Source organism: Bradyrhizobium nanningense (genome assembly GCF_004114535.1).
GTDB classification, from domain to species: domain Bacteria; phylum Pseudomonadota; class Alphaproteobacteria; order Rhizobiales; family Xanthobacteraceae; genus Bradyrhizobium; species Bradyrhizobium nanningense.
The window spans coordinates 150453-165322 of the sequence record NZ_LBJC01000082.1 but is presented as its reverse complement, the minus strand read 5'-3'; the positions used below and the strand labels follow the sequence as shown (position 1 = coordinate 165322).

At 64.3% G+C, this 14870-nt stretch carries 16 protein-coding genes; 11 read left to right on the top strand and 5 right to left on the bottom strand.

Annotation, left to right across the window (positions count from 1 at the left end; genetic code table 11):
• Nucleotides 1–174 precede the first annotated feature (174 nt).
• Nucleotides 175–753 (top strand): PAN domain-containing protein, encoded by a 579-nt coding sequence (locus tag XH84_RS38965; protein WP_128920331.1) that lies wholly within the window; start codon nucleotides 175–177, stop codon nucleotides 751–753.
• A 127-nt stretch (nucleotides 754–880) separates the two neighbouring features.
• On the opposite strand, the gene XH84_RS38960 is transcribed toward XH84_RS38965, so the two are convergent.
• The 4 genes from XH84_RS38960 to XH84_RS38945 all read right to left on the bottom strand — a co-directional run bounded on the left by XH84_RS38960 (nucleotide 881) and on the right by XH84_RS38945 (nucleotide 4612).
• On the bottom strand, nucleotides 881–1447 hold the full coding sequence (locus tag XH84_RS38960) for a nucleotidyltransferase family protein (RefSeq protein WP_128920332.1): 567 nt from the start codon (nucleotides 1445–1447) through the stop codon (nucleotides 881–883).
• A 115-nt stretch (nucleotides 1448–1562) separates the two neighbouring features.
• Complete coding sequence (lepB, locus tag XH84_RS38955; protein WP_128920333.1) at nucleotides 1563–2339, bottom strand: signal peptidase I; 777 nt, start codon at nucleotides 2337–2339, stop codon at nucleotides 1563–1565.
• Nucleotides 2336–3763 (bottom strand): metalloprotease TldD, encoded by a 1428-nt coding sequence (gene tldD / locus XH84_RS38950; protein ID WP_128920334.1) that lies wholly within the window; start codon nucleotides 3761–3763, stop codon nucleotides 2336–2338. Before tldD ends, lepB begins: the two co-directional genes overlap by 4 nt.
• Before the next feature lie 306 nt (nucleotides 3764–4069).
• Nucleotides 4070–4612: an invasion associated locus B family protein gene (locus XH84_RS38945; RefSeq protein WP_128920335.1), complete on the bottom strand. Its 543-nt coding sequence runs from the start codon at nucleotides 4610–4612 to the stop codon at nucleotides 4070–4072.
• Nucleotides 4613–5073: 461 nt separating this feature from the next.
• Here XH84_RS38945 and coxB point away from each other — a divergent pair, with 461 nt between their 5' ends.
• From coxB to XH84_RS38900, 9 genes are all read left to right on the top strand, one after another.
• A complete protein-coding gene (gene coxB, locus XH84_RS38940; protein ID WP_128920336.1) occupies nucleotides 5074–5928 on the top strand; it encodes a cytochrome c oxidase subunit II in 855 nt (284 codons plus the stop codon).
• An 86-nt stretch (nucleotides 5929–6014) separates the two neighbouring features.
• Nucleotides 6015–7634: a cytochrome c oxidase subunit I gene (ctaD, locus tag XH84_RS38935; RefSeq protein WP_128920337.1), complete on the top strand. Its 1620-nt coding sequence runs from the start codon at nucleotides 6015–6017 to the stop codon at nucleotides 7632–7634.
• A gap of 61 nt (nucleotides 7635–7695) precedes the next feature.
• A complete protein-coding gene (locus tag XH84_RS38930) occupies nucleotides 7696–8640 on the top strand; it encodes a heme o synthase (protein WP_128920338.1) in 945 nt (314 codons plus the stop codon).
• Nucleotides 8637–8813 (top strand): CoxF protein, encoded by a 177-nt coding sequence (locus tag XH84_RS38925; RefSeq protein WP_128920339.1) that lies wholly within the window; start codon nucleotides 8637–8639, stop codon nucleotides 8811–8813. The genes XH84_RS38930 and XH84_RS38925 overlap by 4 nt, the downstream gene beginning before the upstream one ends.
• A gap of 5 nt (nucleotides 8814–8818) precedes the next feature.
• Nucleotides 8819–9472 (top strand): cytochrome c oxidase assembly protein, encoded by a 654-nt coding sequence (locus tag XH84_RS38920; RefSeq protein ID WP_128920340.1) that lies wholly within the window; start codon nucleotides 8819–8821, stop codon nucleotides 9470–9472.
• Between the two features lie 80 nt (nucleotides 9473–9552).
• Entirely contained in the window at nucleotides 9553–10449 is an 897-nt protein-coding gene (locus XH84_RS38915; RefSeq protein WP_128920341.1) for a cytochrome c oxidase subunit 3, read from the top strand.
• Nucleotides 10450–10547: 98 nt separating this feature from the next.
• Nucleotides 10548–10949 carry a DUF983 domain-containing protein gene (locus XH84_RS38910; RefSeq protein WP_128920342.1) on the top strand — a complete coding sequence of 134 codons (402 nt, stop codon included), beginning with the start codon at nucleotides 10548–10550 and terminating at the stop codon, nucleotides 10947–10949.
• A complete protein-coding gene (locus tag XH84_RS38905) occupies nucleotides 10946–11698 on the top strand; it encodes an SURF1 family protein (protein ID WP_128920343.1) in 753 nt (250 codons plus the stop codon). Before XH84_RS38910 ends, XH84_RS38905 begins: the two co-directional genes overlap by 4 nt.
• 114 nt (nucleotides 11699–11812) lie before the next feature.
• Nucleotides 11813–12178, top strand: a complete 366-nt coding sequence (locus tag XH84_RS38900; protein WP_128920344.1) for a nuclear transport factor 2 family protein — start codon at nucleotides 11813–11815, stop codon at nucleotides 12176–12178.
• A 97-nt stretch (nucleotides 12179–12275) separates the two neighbouring features.
• Here XH84_RS38900 and XH84_RS38895 read toward each other — a convergent pair whose 3' ends face one another.
• Nucleotides 12276–13616: an ATP-binding protein gene (locus XH84_RS38895; protein ID WP_128920345.1), complete on the bottom strand. Its 1341-nt coding sequence runs from the start codon at nucleotides 13614–13616 to the stop codon at nucleotides 12276–12278.
• A gap of 87 nt (nucleotides 13617–13703) precedes the next feature.
• Here XH84_RS38895 and XH84_RS38890 point away from each other — a divergent pair, with 87 nt between their 5' ends.
• Complete coding sequence (locus XH84_RS38890; RefSeq protein ID WP_128920346.1) at nucleotides 13704–14348, top strand: response regulator transcription factor; 645 nt, start codon at nucleotides 13704–13706, stop codon at nucleotides 14346–14348.
• Nucleotides 14349–14870 lie beyond the last annotated feature (522 nt).

Sequence of the window (14870 nt, the reverse complement as noted above, 5' to 3'; positions counted from 1 at the left end):
GTCGTTGTTTGCGCATGATCTTTCCGGAAAAGCGGTTCGCACTTTTCCGGATCATGCTTGAGGCCGGTCAGCCGCCGATCGGGAGTTCAGCCGTTCATCGCCCATACAGGTTTGCGGCGATCAAATGACCGGCTGAAAAACCTGAGCGTCGTCAATAACTCGAAAGCTGTTCCGATGGGGAAGGGCCGCCTGTCCGGCGCCGTCATGGCAAAGGTCCTGGCAAGCGTCGTGGCATGTGTCACGCTGCTTTCGCTCGCATTCGCGACCGTGCCGGCGCGCGCCCAGACCGCGTTCGACCGGCCCGGCGGCGACTATTTCAGCACACCGGTTGCGTCGGGCGATCCGGAGGATTGCGCGCTGCTGTGCGAGCGCGACCGCCGCTGCCGCTCGTGGAGCTTCAGCTATCCCGACGTCGAAGGCGGCTCGGCGGTGTGCTGGCTGAAGAACACCGTGCCGGCGCGCGTGCCGGGAAGCTGCTGTATCTCCGGCGTGCGCGGCGCCGGCGTGATCGAGCCACGGGTCGAGGGCGTGGAAACGTCGATCGACCGCCCCGGTGGGGACTTGCGCAATTTCGACCTGAAGGACGGCGAGAGCGTGGAGGCCTGCAAGGCCGCGTGCACCGCCGATAACAAATGCCGCGCCTTCACCTATGCCCGCCCCGGCTACACCGGGCGCGAGGCGCGCTGCTTCCTGAAAAAGGAAATCAAGCCGCCGCGGCGGAAGGCAGGGTTCACGTCGGGCGTGGTGCGGTAGCGTTCGCACGTGCCACGAAGTGAGGTGCCGTAGGGTGGGCAAAGGCGCCCTTGCGCCGTGCCCACCATCTTTCCGATCCGGCCACAGATCGCGTGGGCACGCTTCGCTTTGCCCACCCTACGGCACCTCACTCCGCGGCAATCACCGTGAGCTCCGGCCACAGCGTCTTCCAGCGGGCGGCTTTGGCCGCGTAATTCGCCACCGAGAAATTCAGTGCCCGATTGGGCCGCACGATCAATCTCGCGACGTCGTCAAACCCGTGCGGCGCGTAGACCTCGTAGCCATCCTCTACGCGCCTGACTCCGACCTGTGTGTTCTGCGTCAGGAAGCGGTCGATGCCGTCGGTCGAGCGGGTCAATGGCGGATAGGGCAGGCCATGCTTGTCGGGGTACCACAGGTGCACACGCGCCTGATTGCGGATCTCGATCTTGTCGCCGAGATGGCCGAGCTGCGCCTGCAGCTTGCGGATCACCGTGTCCTCCGCCTCCCACGACGTATCGAAATCGAAATAGAACACGTCGTAATCAGCAATGCCGTGATCGACCGGGCGGCCCGTGAGCCCATTCCATACCGATTGCACGAGGCAACCTGCGACCAGCCACGCATCCGGCAGCGCGAGATGATCGAGTTCATCGATGATCGCGACGTTGACGGGATTTTGCAGAGCCAATGCGAGGAATTCGTCGCGCGTCATGAGAATCGTAGGGTGGGCAAAGACGCGCTCTTCGCGCGTCGTGCCCACCATCTTTTCGCGTTACGACAAATCGTGGGCACGCTTCGCTTTGCCCACCCTACGATATACGATCCAGTCAATGCACCGCGGTGAAGAACCGCGCCAGCCGGAAGCCGGACAGCCAGGTCCACACCGGCTGGCCGCGCATGCCGAGATCCCAGGAGCCGAGCACCGCATCGGCACGGCCGATCAAATTGTCGATCGGCAACAGGCCGACACCGCCGGACCGCAGCGGCACGCGGCTGTCGGAGGAATTGTCACGGTTGTCGCCGAGCACGAACAGGTGACCGGCCGGCACTGTCACTTCCTTGGTGTTGTCGAGCGGACCGTTGTCGCGCATCTTGAAGATCAAATGCGAGACGCCGTTCGGCAGCGTCTCGACATAGCGGTAGGCGGGCTCGCTGCCGCCATTGTCGTCCTCGGCAGATCCGACACCGTCCGGCTTCAGCTCGGCGGGGCGGTCGTTGATGAAGAGCTGACCCTGCCGCATCTGGATGCGATCACCGGGCAGACCCACGACGCGCTTGACCCAGGCCTGCGAACGATCGCCGGGCCAGCGAAACACCACGACGTCGCCCTGCTTCGGCGTCTCCGCGAACACGCGGCCGGTCTCGGGCAGGCTGATCTGGATCGGCAGCGACGAGCTGCCGTAGCCATAAGGGAATTTCGAGGCGATCAGCGCATCTCCAATCAGCAGCGTCGGCTCCATCGAGCCCGACGGTACGTAGAACGGCTCGGCAAGCGCGCCCTTGGCGATGAACACGGCGACGACGATGCCGGCGAGCTGAACGATCTGCCCGCCCCAGCCGCTGCTCTTCCCCTTGGAGGTCGCAGTTATCTTTTCCACGCTCATGCGCCCGTTCCACCCACCGTAATGCGTTCCATCAGCAGCGACGGCTGGCCGACGCCGACAGGCACGCCCTGGCCGTTCTTGCCGCAGGTGCCGATGCCGGTATCGAGCGCAAGATCGTTGCCGATCATGCGGATGCGATGCAGGTCGGTCGGCCCGTTGCCGATCAACATGGCACCCTTCAGCGGCGCGCCCAGCTTGCCGTTCTCGATCTTGTAGGCCTCGGTACACTGGAACACGTACTTGCCCGAGGTGATGTCGACCTGGCCGCCGCCGAAATTCGCAGCGAAGACGCCATTCTTCACCGAGGCGAGGATCTCGGCCGGATCGCGGTCGCCCGCGAGCATATAGGTGTTGGTCATGCGCGGCATCGGCACATGGGCATAGCCCTGGCGGCGGCCGTTGCCGGTCGGCTTCATGTTCATCAACCGCGCGTTCTGACGGTCCTGCATGTAGCCGACCAGGATGCCGTCCTCGATCAGCACGGTGCGATTGGTCGGCGTGCCCTCGTCGTCGATCGACAGCGAGCCGCGACGCGAGGCAATGGTGCCGTCGTCGACCACGGTGACGCCCTTGGCCGCGACCTGCTGGCCCATCAGGCCGGCAAAGGCAGAGGTCTTCTTGCGGTTGAAATCGCCCTCCAGGCCATGGCCGACCGCTTCGTGAAGCATCACGCCGGGCCAGCCGGCCCCTAACACGACGTCCATCTCGCCGGCGGGAGCCGGAATCGATTCCAGATTGACCAGCGCCTCGCGCAGCGCGCCGTCGGCGGCGTCGCGCCAGCTCCGGCTCTCGATGAATTCGGCATAGCCGGCACGGCCGCCATAACCCTTGCTGCCGCTCTCCTGGCGGTCGCCCTGGCCGGCGACGACGGAGATGTTGACGCGCACGAGCGGACGGATGTCGCGATAGCTCTCGCCGTCCGGCCGCAGGATCTCGACCACCTGCCAGGTCGCGCCGAGGCTGACGCTGACCTGTCGCACCCGCGGATCCTTGTCGCGCAGGTAAGCGTCGATCTCTGCGAGCAGCTTGACCTTGGTCTCGAAGCCCGGCGCGTCGAGCGGGTTGTCGTCGCCATAGAGACGGACATTGGTGTGAGGAGGCGGCGCGGAAAAATTGCCGGAATAGCCGCCGCGCACGGCCGCAACCGCGTCCGCCGCGCGCATCAGCGCCGGCAGCGACACGTCGGAGGAATGCGCATAGCCCACGGCATCATCCTTGACCGCGCGTAAGCCAAAACCTTGCGAGGTGTCGTAGGTCGCCTGCTTCAGCCGCCCGTTGTCGAACATCAGCGCTTCGGTCTGGCTGTACTCCAGGAACAGCTCGCCGTCGTCGGCACCGGAAAGCCCGCGCGCGACCTCGTGGCGAACCTGGTCGCGGTCGAGATTGGCGCGGTCGAGCAGGGAGGTCGTGGCAGGATTGGTCATGCGTCCGTCCATTAGCGGAAGATGTGGGGCAAGATAATGGTTTCGGATCGGTTCCGCGAGGGGCGGGGCGTCACATTACCGAAACGATAGGATTGGGCAGGGGCGCTCGTCGAAACGTGCCGCACTCGTCAATCCATCACCGTCATCCTGAGGTGCTCGCCTTGCAAAGCAAGGCGAGCCTCGAAGGGCGACGGCCCGGCTGTCAGCTCGGCCGTTCATCCTTCGAGGCTCCCTCTGCGGTGCTCTGCACCGCAGGTCTCGCGCCTCAGGATGACGGAATGGAGAGCGTGCGATTCGATGCCGCCCCTACGGCAGCTTGTCGTAGCCTTCGCCGAGCCCGTTCAGGCTGAGCGGGAATCCGATGCCTTCTTCCGGTGTCTCGAAGATGATGAAGGTGGCGGTCTTGGCGGTGCGGAGCTGGCCGAGCAGCTTGTCGTCCATGACGACCTCGGCGACGCAGCCATTGGGCAGGCAGCGGACGAACCCGGCACGGCCGACGTCCTGGTTGTCGAGCTTGAGGCCGAGACCGGAGGGCAGCAGGACCCCTAACGGCGCCACCACGCGCATCAGACGGCTCTTCTGGTCGGCGGTCTTCAGCACGATGACGGTCAGGCCGGCATTGGAGCGGTCTTCCGCCACCACGCTCTGGATCAGGGCGCATTGCTCGCTCTGGGCGCCCGGCGGCGTGTCGCAGCGAATCTGCCAGTCGCCATGGACGGAGCGCACCGCGCCCTGCGCATGGACGACGCCAGGAAACGCCAGAAGGACGATCGCAGCCAGCAGGCCTGCCAGCGCCGGGAGGCTAGCCTGCCTGCTCGCCGGCCTTGCCATCGATTTCGAAAGCCCCATCGGGTCGGTCCCTCTGCTCGCCTTCCTCGCTCGCGCTCGGCGGACTAATCCGGCGGACTGATACGGGAATGACGGCGTCTTGAAGGCGATTCCCAAGCAAATTCCGCGCCGCCTCGCACTGCCGCCGCCCGCACGAATCAAGTTCCTGCGCGGCCATCTGCCAGTGCCTAACGCGGGCAATTCCGCTGTCAAGCGGCAGCATCCCGGCCAACGGTATTTTTGTCCGATGTTACTAGGAATTATCTTGCGGGTGATGGCTGGCAGACCGGGCTCAAGACTGCATTGCGATAGATCAAAAACTATGGTTTGAGAGGCTTGATTTCGGCGTTCTAGCGATCTGGCCCGAATTCCTCTTAGAGGTATTCTTGCGCGGCGGTTTGTCAGACGGGCGGATCGAATAAGCGTTTCCCGCAGATAGGGCGGCGCACTTGGGGTGATTTCGTAAGGGGAGCGCGAACGGCATGAGGATGTCGATGGGTCGGGTGGGCCGGCATTTGCTGGGATTGGCCACCATCGCCTTGGTGGCGACTGGCGTCGCGCTGGCGACGGGCGGCGTGGCATTTGCCGAGGTCGGGCAGCCGGAGCCCTGGGAATGGCACCTCCAGGCCTCGGGTTCTCCGGTGATGGACAACATCGTCTGGTTCCACAACTTCCTGTTCGTGCTGATCACGCTGATCACGCTGTTCGTTCTGGCGCTGCTCGTGGTCGTGGTCATCAAGTTCAACGCGCGGGCCAACCCGGTGCCGTCGCGGACCACCCACAACACGCTGATCGAGGTGGCCTGGACGCTCGTTCCGGTGCTGATCCTGGTCGGCATCTCGGTGCCGTCGTTCCGGCTTCTGTTCCTCGAGCTCGACGTGCCGAAGGCGGACATCACCGTCAAGGCGACCGGCAAGCAGTGGTACTGGTCCTATGCCTATCCGGACAACGGCAAGTTCGAGTTTGATTCGCTGATGGCGCAGGACAAGCAGCCCCGTCTGCTCGGCGTCGACAACGAGATGGTGGTGCCGGTCAACAAGGTGATTCGCGTCCAGGTCACGGGCGCCGACGTCATCCACGCCTTCGCGCTGCCGGCTTTCGGCGTCAAGATCGACGCCATTCCGGGCCGCCTGAACGAGACCTGGTTCAAGGCCACCAAGACCGGCATGTATTACGGTCAGTGCTCGGAACTGTGCGGCAAGGACCACGCCTTCATGCCGATCGCGATCCGCGTCGTGAACGACCAGGAGTTCGCTTCCTGGGTTGAATCGGCGAAGAAGAAATACGCGAGCGGCGGCGCCAGCACCTACGCCTCCGCGGCCGGCCCGACGCAGTGAGCGTCGGGTGACGGGTTGAGGCACTGGAAGCGATATAAGGGCGGGACCTCCAAAGGTCCGAATGGGACGCAAGGCAGGATTTGAAAATGGCAACGAGCGCAGCGGTACACGGCGATCACGCCCACGGACATGACGAGCACGCCCATCCGACCGGATGGCGCCGCTACGTCTATTCGACCAACCACAAGGACATCGGCACGATGTACCTGGTCTTCGCGGTCATCGCCGGCATCATCGGTGCCGCGATGTCGATCGCGATCCGTGCCGAGCTGATGTATCCGGGCGTGCAGATATTCCACGAGACGCACACCTATAACGTGTTCGTGACCTCTCACGGCCTGATCATGATCTTCTTCATGGTCATGCCCGCGATGATCGGCGGCTTCGGCAACTGGTTCGTCCCGCTGATGATCGGCGCGCCCGACATGGCGTTCCCGCGCATGAACAACATCTCGTTCTGGCTGCTGCCGGCCTCTTTCGGCCTGCTCCTGATGTCGACCTTCGTCGAGGGCGAGCCGGGCGCCAACGGCGTCGGCGCCGGCTGGACCATGTACGTGCCGCTGTCGAGCTCCGGCCATCCGGGCCCGGCCGTCGACTTCGCGATCCTGTCGCTGCATCTGGCGGGTGCCTCGTCGATCCTCGGTGCCATCAACTTCATCACCACGATCTTCAACATGCGCGCGCCGGGCATGACCCTGCACAAGATGCCGCTGTTCGTGTGGTCGATCCTGGTGACGGTGTTCCTGTTGCTGCTGTCGCTGCCGGTGCTCGCCGGTGCGATCACCATGCTGCTCACCGACCGCAATTTCGGCACGACCTTCTTCGCGCCCGACGGCGGCGGCGATCCCGTGCTGTTCCAGCATCTGTTCTGGTTCTTCGGCCACCCCGAGGTGTACATCCTGATCCTGCCCGGCTTCGGCATGATCAGCCAGATCGTCTCGACCTTCTCGCGCAAACCCGTGTTCGGCTATCTCGGCATGGCCTACGCCATGGTCGCGATCGGCGGCATCGGCTTCGTGGTGTGGGCGCACCACATGTACACGGTCGGCATGTCCTCGGCGACGCAGGCCTATTTCGTCGCCGCGACGATGGTCATCGCGGTTCCGACCGGGGTGAAGATCTTCTCGTGGATCGCCACCATGTGGGGCGGCTCGATCGAATTCCGGGCACCGATGATCTGGGCGGTGGGCTTCATCTTCCTGTTCACGATCGGCGGCGTCACCGGCGTCGTGCTGGCGAACGCCGGCGTCGATCGCGTGCTGCAGGAGACCTATTACGTCGTCGCGCACTTCCACTACGTGCTGTCGCTGGGCGCGGTATTCGCTATCTTCGCCGGCTGGTACTACTGGTTCCCGAAGATGACGGGCTACATGTACAACGAAACGCTCGCGAAAGCGCACTTCTGGGTCACCTTCATCGGCGTCAACCTGGTGTTCTTCCCGCAGCACTTCCTCGGCCTGTCCGGCATGCCGCGCCGCTATGTCGACTATCCCGATGCGTTCGCAGGCTGGAACCTGGTCTCGTCGGTCGGCTCTTACATCTCCGGCTTCGGCGTGCTGATCTTCCTCTACTGCGTGATCGACGCCTTCATGAAGAAGGTGCCGGCGGGCGACAATCCGTGGGGTGCCGGTGCGACCACGCTGGAATGGACGCTGCCCTCGCCGCCGCCCTTCCACCAGTTCGAAGTGCTGCCCCGCGTGCAGTAAGCGATCACCCGCGGCGCCCGTGACGGGCGCCGCGGCTCTTATAACGAAGCGAGTTGAATTCGTGTCCGTCCTCGACCAGAACGCCATTGACATCAATCCCCGCATCTCCGAGGCGGAGGTCGGCGACTACATCGCGCTGTTGAAGCCGCGGGTGATGTCGCTGGTGATCTTCACCGCGCTGGTCGGGATGGCGATGGCGCCGGGACACTTCCACCCGGTGCTCGCGTTCACCTCGCTGCTCTGCATCGCAGTCGGTGCCGGCGCCTCCGGCGCGCTCAACATGGCGCTCGAAGGCGACATCGACGCCAAGATGTCGCGCACGGCGAACCGGCCGATCCCCCGCGGCCGCATCACCCGACCCGAGGCGATGGCGTTCGGCCTGACGCTGTCTTTCTTCTCGGTGATGACGCTCGGCATCCTCGTCAACTGGATCGCTGGCAGCCTGCTCGCCTTCACCATCTTCTTCTACGTCGTGATCTACACGATGGGCCTGAAGCGTTGGACCGCGCAGAACATCGTGATCGGCGGCGCCGCCGGCGCGCTGCCGCCGGTGGTGGCCTGGGCCGCCGTCACGGGCACGGTCGACGTCGAGCCGCTGCTGCTGTTCGCCATCATCTTCTTCTGGACCCCGCCGCATTTCTGGGCGCTGGCGCTGTTCCGCTCCGACGACTACGCGCGCGCCGGCATTCCGATGCTGCCCAACGTCGCCGGTCCCGATGCGACGCGGCTCCAGATTCTGCTCTACACAATCGTGCTGATCGCGGTCGCCGCCGCGCCCTGGGCGCTCGGCTATTTCGACGCCATTTACGGCATCGTCTCGCTGATCCTGGGGACCGGCATGCTGGCGCTCGCGATCAACGTCTATATGCGCCGCGAGCGATCTGCGTCGCTGCGCGCGACCCGCAAGCTGTTTGCCTTCTCGATCCTCTATCTGTTCGCGCTGTTCGCGACCCTGCTGGTCGAGGTCGTGGTCCGGGCGCTTGCTCCCATGGTAGGGGGCGCATGATCACAGCGATGGCCGACAAACCCGAGAGAGACGGAATCGTCCTCACCGAGGCGCAGAAGAAGAGCCGTCGTCAGCGCTCGATCGCGATCGCACTCGCGCTCGGCGTGCTCGTGGTGCTGTTCTTCGCCGTCACCATGGTCAAGGGACCCGCAGTTCTCGTGCGGCCGATGTAGGACAGATGAATCACGAGCCGACCATATCGCAGGATGTCAGCGCCAAGCCGGCCAATCGCAAGCCGGCCAAGCGCCGCGCCCTGGGTCGCGATGCGGTGGTCGCTTCCATCTGCGGCAGCGTGGTCGCGCTGATGGTCGGCGCTTCCTACGCGGCAGTGCCGTTCTACAACTGGTTCTGCCGCGCCACCGGTTTCAACGGCACGACGCAAGTCGCGACCTCCGCGCCGGCCACGGGGCCGATCGCGCGGAAGGTCTCGGTGCGCTTCGATGCCAACGTCGCGCCCGGCCTGCCCTGGAAATTCGAGCCGGAGCAGAACGAGATCGAGGTCAATATCGGACAGGTCACGACCATCTTCTACACCGTGACCAACCAGGCCGCGCGCACCACGGCAGCGCAGGCCGCCTACAACGTTGCGCCGCTGACAGTCGGCTCCTATTTCCAGAAGATCAACTGCTTCTGCTTCACCGAGCAGACTATGGCTCCGGGCGAGAAGCGCGAGATGCCGGTCGTGTTCTACGTCGACCCGTCGATCGTCGACGATCACGAGAACGACGGGCTGAACACGATCACGCTGTCCTACACCTTCTATCCGGTGAAGGATCCGGTGGTGAAGCCGCTGGCATCGGGCGAAAGCGACAAGCGCAAGGGAAATCTCTGATCGCCGGGCTCGCGCCGCGGGGGTCGGAAACAAGGGGATAAGTGCCTGACAGGCACGGGATTGAGGAGAGAGACCGCAAAATGGCAACGGCGCACACCAAGCATCACGACTATCACCTGGTCGATCCCTCTCCGTGGCCGGCCGTCGGTTCGCTCTCGGCCTTCATCATGGCGGTCGGCGCGATCTCCTGGATGCATCATATGTACTCGGCCGCGCCGATCGTGTTCGGCGTCGGCACCGTGGGCGTGCTCTACACCATGGCGAGCTGGTGGGGCGACGTGATCAAGGAAGCCCAGTACAAGGGCGACCACACCCGCGTCGTGCAGCTGCATCACCGCTACGGCATGATCCTGTTCATCGCCTCCGAGGTGATGTTCTTCGTCGCCTGGTTCTGGGCTTACTTCAACGCGGCGCTGTTTCCGGCGGACGCCGTCCATGCCACCCGTGACGCTGTGTTCGGCTGCGGCCTCGGCACCCAGGCCGGTGCCTGCGCGGTCCCCGGCACCTGGCCGCCGAAGGGCATCGAGACTTTCGATCCCTGGCACCTGCCGCTCCTGAACACGCTGATCCTGCTCACGTCGGGCACCACCGTGACCTGGGCGCACCACGCGCTGCTCGAGAACGACCGCCAGGGCCTGAAATACGGCCTGATCCTCACCGTCGTGCTCGGCGCGCTCTTCACCTGCGTGCAGGCCTATGAGTACAGCCACGCGGCGTTCTCCTTCGCCGGCAACGTCTATGGCGCGACCTTCTTCATGGCGACCGGGTTCCACGGTTTCCACGTGCTGGTCGGCACCATCTTCCTGCTGGTTTGTCTGTTCCGCGCCTATGCCGGCCACTTCACGCCCAAACAGCACCTCGGTTTCGAGTTCGCCGCCTGGTACTGGCACTTCGTCGACGTGGTCTGGCTGTTCCTGTTCCTCTGCATCTACGTCTGGGGACACGGTGCCGAGACCATGGCCCACGGCGCGCACTGAGCCGCGAGGAATCGACCAGAAAGGGCGGCCGCAGGGCCGCCCTTTCGCTTTTGGACCGCCGGAAAGTTTCGGCGAAAACTGTGATAGGGTCCGCCATCATGAACGACACAGCCGGCAAGTCCGATCCTGAAATTACTGTCCTGCAGAGCGCGCTCCGCGGGCTCGCCTGCAGATGCCCGCGCTGCGGCCAGGGCAAGCTCTATGCGGGCTTCCTCAACCTCGCGCCCGCCTGCGACCGCTGCGGTCTCGACTACGCCTTCATCGATACTGGCGACGGTCCGGCGATCTTCATCATCATGCTGGCCGGTGGGATCGTCGTTGCGGCAGCGCTCATCGTCGAGGTCAAATACCAGCCGCCATACTGGCTGCATGCGGTGCTGTGGTTGCCGCTGATCCTGGCCACCACGCTGTTGCCGCTGCGTGCGATGAAGTCGCTGCTGATCGCGCTGCAATTCCACCACAAAGCGGCGCCGGGCCGGTTGGTCGACCGCGCGAAATGAACCAGCCCGCGCGCAAGCCCCGCGTGGCCGGCTTCGCGCTGTTCACGCTGTTCCTGACGGCCGTCTTCGTCGCGCTCGGCGTCTGGCAATTGCAGCGCCGGACCGCCAAGCACGAGCTGATCGCGGCGCTGACCGAGCGGCTGGCCGCGGCGCCCATTGCGCTGCCACCACCGCCACAATGGGCCGCGCTCAATCCCGCGCGTGATGAATTCCGCCGCGTCAGCTTCACAGCGATCTACGCAGCCCTGCCCGATGCGATGGTCTATTCCTCCGGCTCCGCGGTGCGCAAGGACGCCTCCGGCCCGGGCACCTGGGCGTTCCTGCCGGCGCGGCTTCCAAGCGGCGAGACGGTCGTGATCGACGCGGGCTTCGTCGAGAACACGATGCAGGACCGCGGCGTCGAGGATCGCGCGGTGAAGAAGCTCGTCACCGGGCAGCCGGTCGCGCTGACGGGTTATCTGCGCTTTCCCGAGGCGGCCGGCTCGCTGACGCCGGCGGAGAACCGCGACAAGCGGCTCTGGTTCGTGCGGGATCATTCGGCCATTGCAAGCGCGCTCGGCTGGGGCGCGGTGGCGCCGTTCTATGTCGATCTCGAGCAGCCGGCGCCCGAGAACGGAATTCCGCGTCCGGGGCCGCTCGACGTGCATCTGAAGGACGACCACCTGCAATACGCCGTCACCTGGTTCTTGCTCGCGGGCGCCGTGCTGATCGCCTTCGTCGTGTGGGCCAGAGGCCGGCGGCAGAGCTGAGCTGGTCGGTCTCCACGCCGGAACCCGGTATCGCCCGGGGTTTATTATTCAGCGCACATTCACGAGTGTGGCCCTAAGCCGCCGGTGGTTTTCCGCGGCAGACAGGATTGCGGCGTGAGCGATTTCGATCAGATGGGAGTTGTCGTCGATTGGGTGGACGCCTGCCGGCAGGGCGACCTCATGATGTTGCTCGACCTCTATGCGGACGACGCCCAGGTCGAATGTACGTGTAACGGCGCGCAGCGCTATCGCGGCCGGAGCGAGCTCGAGGCCTATTGGCAGCCGCGGCTCAGCGCGTTCTCGCTGGCGGGTTTCGGGCTGGAGGAGATCCGCCCGGTGCCTCATGGTGTCGATCTCGAATATTCCGTGGCCGGCGCGTTGCGCATCCGCGCCTCGTTTCGTTTCAGTCCGGAAGGCAAGATCCGCAGCACCTTGTGCGAGCCGGCGCGACAGAACGCGCATGATTGCTGCGCGTGCTAGAGCATGTTCCGGAAAAGTGCGCAGCGGTCTTCCGAAAAGATCATGCTTGAACAACAACCAAAAGCGCGATGACGATTCATCCTAATCGCATCGCGCTTCAGTGGTTGACCTGCGCCTCGCGTGTCGTTTCGGCCGGAAGGCGGCAGCGGACATAGGTTCGCTCGTCCACGCGCAGTAGCGACAACGATCCGCTGAGCGCACGCACGCGCTCATGCATGCCGGTCAGGCCGCGGCCGAAGGCATTGTCGGCGGGGAAGCCGCCGCCGTCGTCCGAGATCTCGATGAGCAATGTCTCGCCGGCGATGGTCGCCTGGACATGGGCGCTGCCGGCCTTGGCATGGCGCAGCACGTTGGTCAGTGCCTCCTGGATCACCCGATAGATGGTCCGAGCCAACGGTCCGTCGATCACGTTGAGATCTGGATCGATCGTATCCGTCAGGATGATATGGGGTGCCTGCTTGCGAAAGTTCCGGAGCAGCGTCTGCACGGTGGTCGCAAGGCCGAGCTCCTCGATGTAGAGCGGCCGCAGCCGATCGAGGATGCGGCGGTTGGTCTGCTGGAGCGCTTCGACCGATTGCAGCACTTCGTCCGCCGAATTGCCGAGATTTCCTACCCGCGGCGAGGCGTCGATCAGCGCGATCGTGCCGGCGCGGATGCTGAACAGCAGCGGTCCGAGCTCGTCGTGCAGTTCGCGGGCGAGATCGCGCCGCTCGTCGTCCTGGAGCGACACCAGGCGATGCATCAGATCGCGATTGTCCTGGCTCAATTGCGCAAGCGTTGCAGCCAGCGCGTTTGCTTCCGCACAGCTTTGCCGAATCTCCGTCGGCCCCCCGACCGGGATCGGCTTTGTAAAATCGCCACGCCGCATCCGCGTCAGGCCTTCGCCGAGATGGCGCAGGGGGCGCAGCGCCGATCCCGCGAAGACGTAGGCGATGATGCCGGTGAGCACCATCAGCACGGCGACGAGGCTGGTCAGCGCGAGGAAGCCGATCCACTTCTCGAACAGGTCGGCTGACAGGTCCGGCAGAAACACGAGATCGCCGATATGTCTGCCATCGATCAGCACCGGGGCCGCAGCGTCCGTGTCCGGCACCACAAGCAGGTTGACAAACCACTGCGGAACCCCCCGCAGATTAGGCATGCCGTCCTTTGGCGAAGGCGCAGGAGCGCCTTCCGCCGAACGGAAATGGACGTCCGAGGAGGCGGCCAAGGATTGGACAAAGGCGTCAAGCGTCTTCTGCGGGTTGTCCGACGCACGCAAAGTGTCGTTGAGTGCGGTGGCGATCGTTCGGATGGAGCGCCGAGCCGGCTCGTTCTCATCGGCAAGCTGCCCGGTTGCGAATATCCGGAGCAATATGCCGCCCAGGATCAGCGCTGCAAGAAAACTCGCGCCGAGTGGAAGAAACAGTTGCGTTCTGAACGAGAGTCGTTGCCACATTAGGTCAATTCTAACGCGCATCGGCGGAATTTGCTCTTTCCATTTGTTCCCGCCGGTCTATGAGTCAAGAAGACAAGAGAGCGCGCGATGCAAGATACTGCCAAGCCGGGGACCCGGGTCCTGATTGTCGACGACCATCCCGTGGTGCTGTCTGGTTGCCGCACCCTGTTCGCTTCCGACCATTCGATCCGGATCGAGGAGGCGACGGACGCCAAATCCGGGCATCGCGCCTATGTCAGCAAGCGGCCGGACGTCGCCGTGATCGACATCAGCCTGCCCGATGTCTCCGGCTTCGAGCTGATGCGACGCATTCGCAAGGACGATCCCGAGGCCAAGATCATCATGTTCAGCATGAACGACGATCCGGCCTTCGTGGTGCGGGCCGTCGAGCTTGGAGCGCAGGGCTATGTTTCCAAGGGCGACGATCCCAGGATCCTGCTCAAAGCGGTGCGCAAGGTGGTCGCGGGCGACAATTTCATCTCACCGCAACTCGCGGAAGCCGTGACGTTTTCCGGCGCGGCGATCAAGGCCAACCCGGCCTCGCAGATGACGCCGCGGGAGCTCGAGATCCTCCGCCTGCTCGGACGCGGCGACAAGATCGTGGAAGTCGCGGAGGCGCTTGGCATCTCCTACAAGACGGTCGCAAACACCACGTCTCTGCTCAAGCAGAAATTAGGGGCCAAGAACCATTCCGACCTGATCAGGATCGCAGTGGAAATCGGGATGAATTGACGTCCTGGATGCTGGCGGCTCTGGGCACTGGCGGCCCGGGCACTGGCGGCCCGGAAGCACCGAACCGGCCGCTCCAGGATGCAGCCGGTTCGGCGGAACGGATCGGTGTCAGCGTGCAGCCGGGCAATGCATGGACACCGCCGACACCCATCCGCCGACCCCAATGAGGGGAGGCGGCATTCGTTCCCGAGATCTTCGTGAATTCGGGAAATGGCGGCAATACGCGGCGTGTCGCTGCTTGGCTGCGCTTGCCAGCGCCGGATCCAGGTCGGGAAAAATAGGAACATTTTCTCGCCCTCATCGTTTTCGCCCTTGACGGTTTCGTGACAGGCGACGAAAGGTTGCGCGAACAGTTTTGACGGGTCGGCGACCCCGAGAGGCAAACCGGTCTGCACACATCAACGACAGACCTTCCAAGAGAAGGGCTGCGGCCACCACCGCAGCCCTTTTTCGTTGGAGCGGGTAGAGGCGGAAGCGGTTTCCTGATGCCGCAAAACACTTTATGGTGGCCCAAAGCCTCTG

Bases quoted from the DNA above. Each gene is read 5' to 3' on its own strand.
- ctaD (WP_128920337.1), top strand. From the start codon at position 6,015: ATGGCAACGAGCGCAGCGGTACACGGCGATCACGCCCACGGACATGAC.
- coxB (WP_128920336.1), top strand. From the start codon at position 5,074: ATGAGGATGTCGATGGGTCGGGTGGGCCGGCATTTGCTGGGATTGGCC.
- XH84_RS38945 (WP_128920335.1), bottom strand. From the start codon at position 4,612: ATGGGGCTTTCGAAATCGATGGCAAGGCCGGCGAGCAGGCAGGCTAGC.
- XH84_RS38905 (WP_128920343.1), top strand. From the start codon at position 10,946: ATGAACCAGCCCGCGCGCAAGCCCCGCGTGGCCGGCTTCGCGCTGTTC.
- XH84_RS38960 (WP_128920332.1), bottom strand. From the start codon at position 1,447: ATGACGCGCGACGAATTCCTCGCATTGGCTCTGCAAAATCCCGTCAAC.
- XH84_RS38965 (WP_128920331.1), top strand. From the start codon at position 175: ATGGGGAAGGGCCGCCTGTCCGGCGCCGTCATGGCAAAGGTCCTGGCA.
- XH84_RS38895 (WP_128920345.1), bottom strand. From the start codon at position 13,616: ATGTGGCAACGACTCTCGTTCAGAACGCAACTGTTTCTTCCACTCGGC.
- XH84_RS38910 (WP_128920342.1), top strand. From the start codon at position 10,548: ATGAACGACACAGCCGGCAAGTCCGATCCTGAAATTACTGTCCTGCAG.
- lepB (WP_128920333.1), bottom strand. From the start codon at position 2,339: ATGAGCGTGGAAAAGATAACTGCGACCTCCAAGGGGAAGAGCAGCGGC.
- XH84_RS38915 (WP_128920341.1), top strand. From the start codon at position 9,553: ATGGCAACGGCGCACACCAAGCATCACGACTATCACCTGGTCGATCCC.
- tldD (WP_128920334.1), bottom strand. From the start codon at position 3,763: ATGACCAATCCTGCCACGACCTCCCTGCTCGACCGCGCCAATCTCGAC.
- XH84_RS38925 (WP_128920339.1), top strand. From the start codon at position 8,637: ATGATCACAGCGATGGCCGACAAACCCGAGAGAGACGGAATCGTCCTC.
- XH84_RS38920 (WP_128920340.1), top strand. From the start codon at position 8,819: ATGAATCACGAGCCGACCATATCGCAGGATGTCAGCGCCAAGCCGGCC.
- XH84_RS38890 (WP_128920346.1), top strand. From the start codon at position 13,704: ATGCAAGATACTGCCAAGCCGGGGACCCGGGTCCTGATTGTCGACGAC.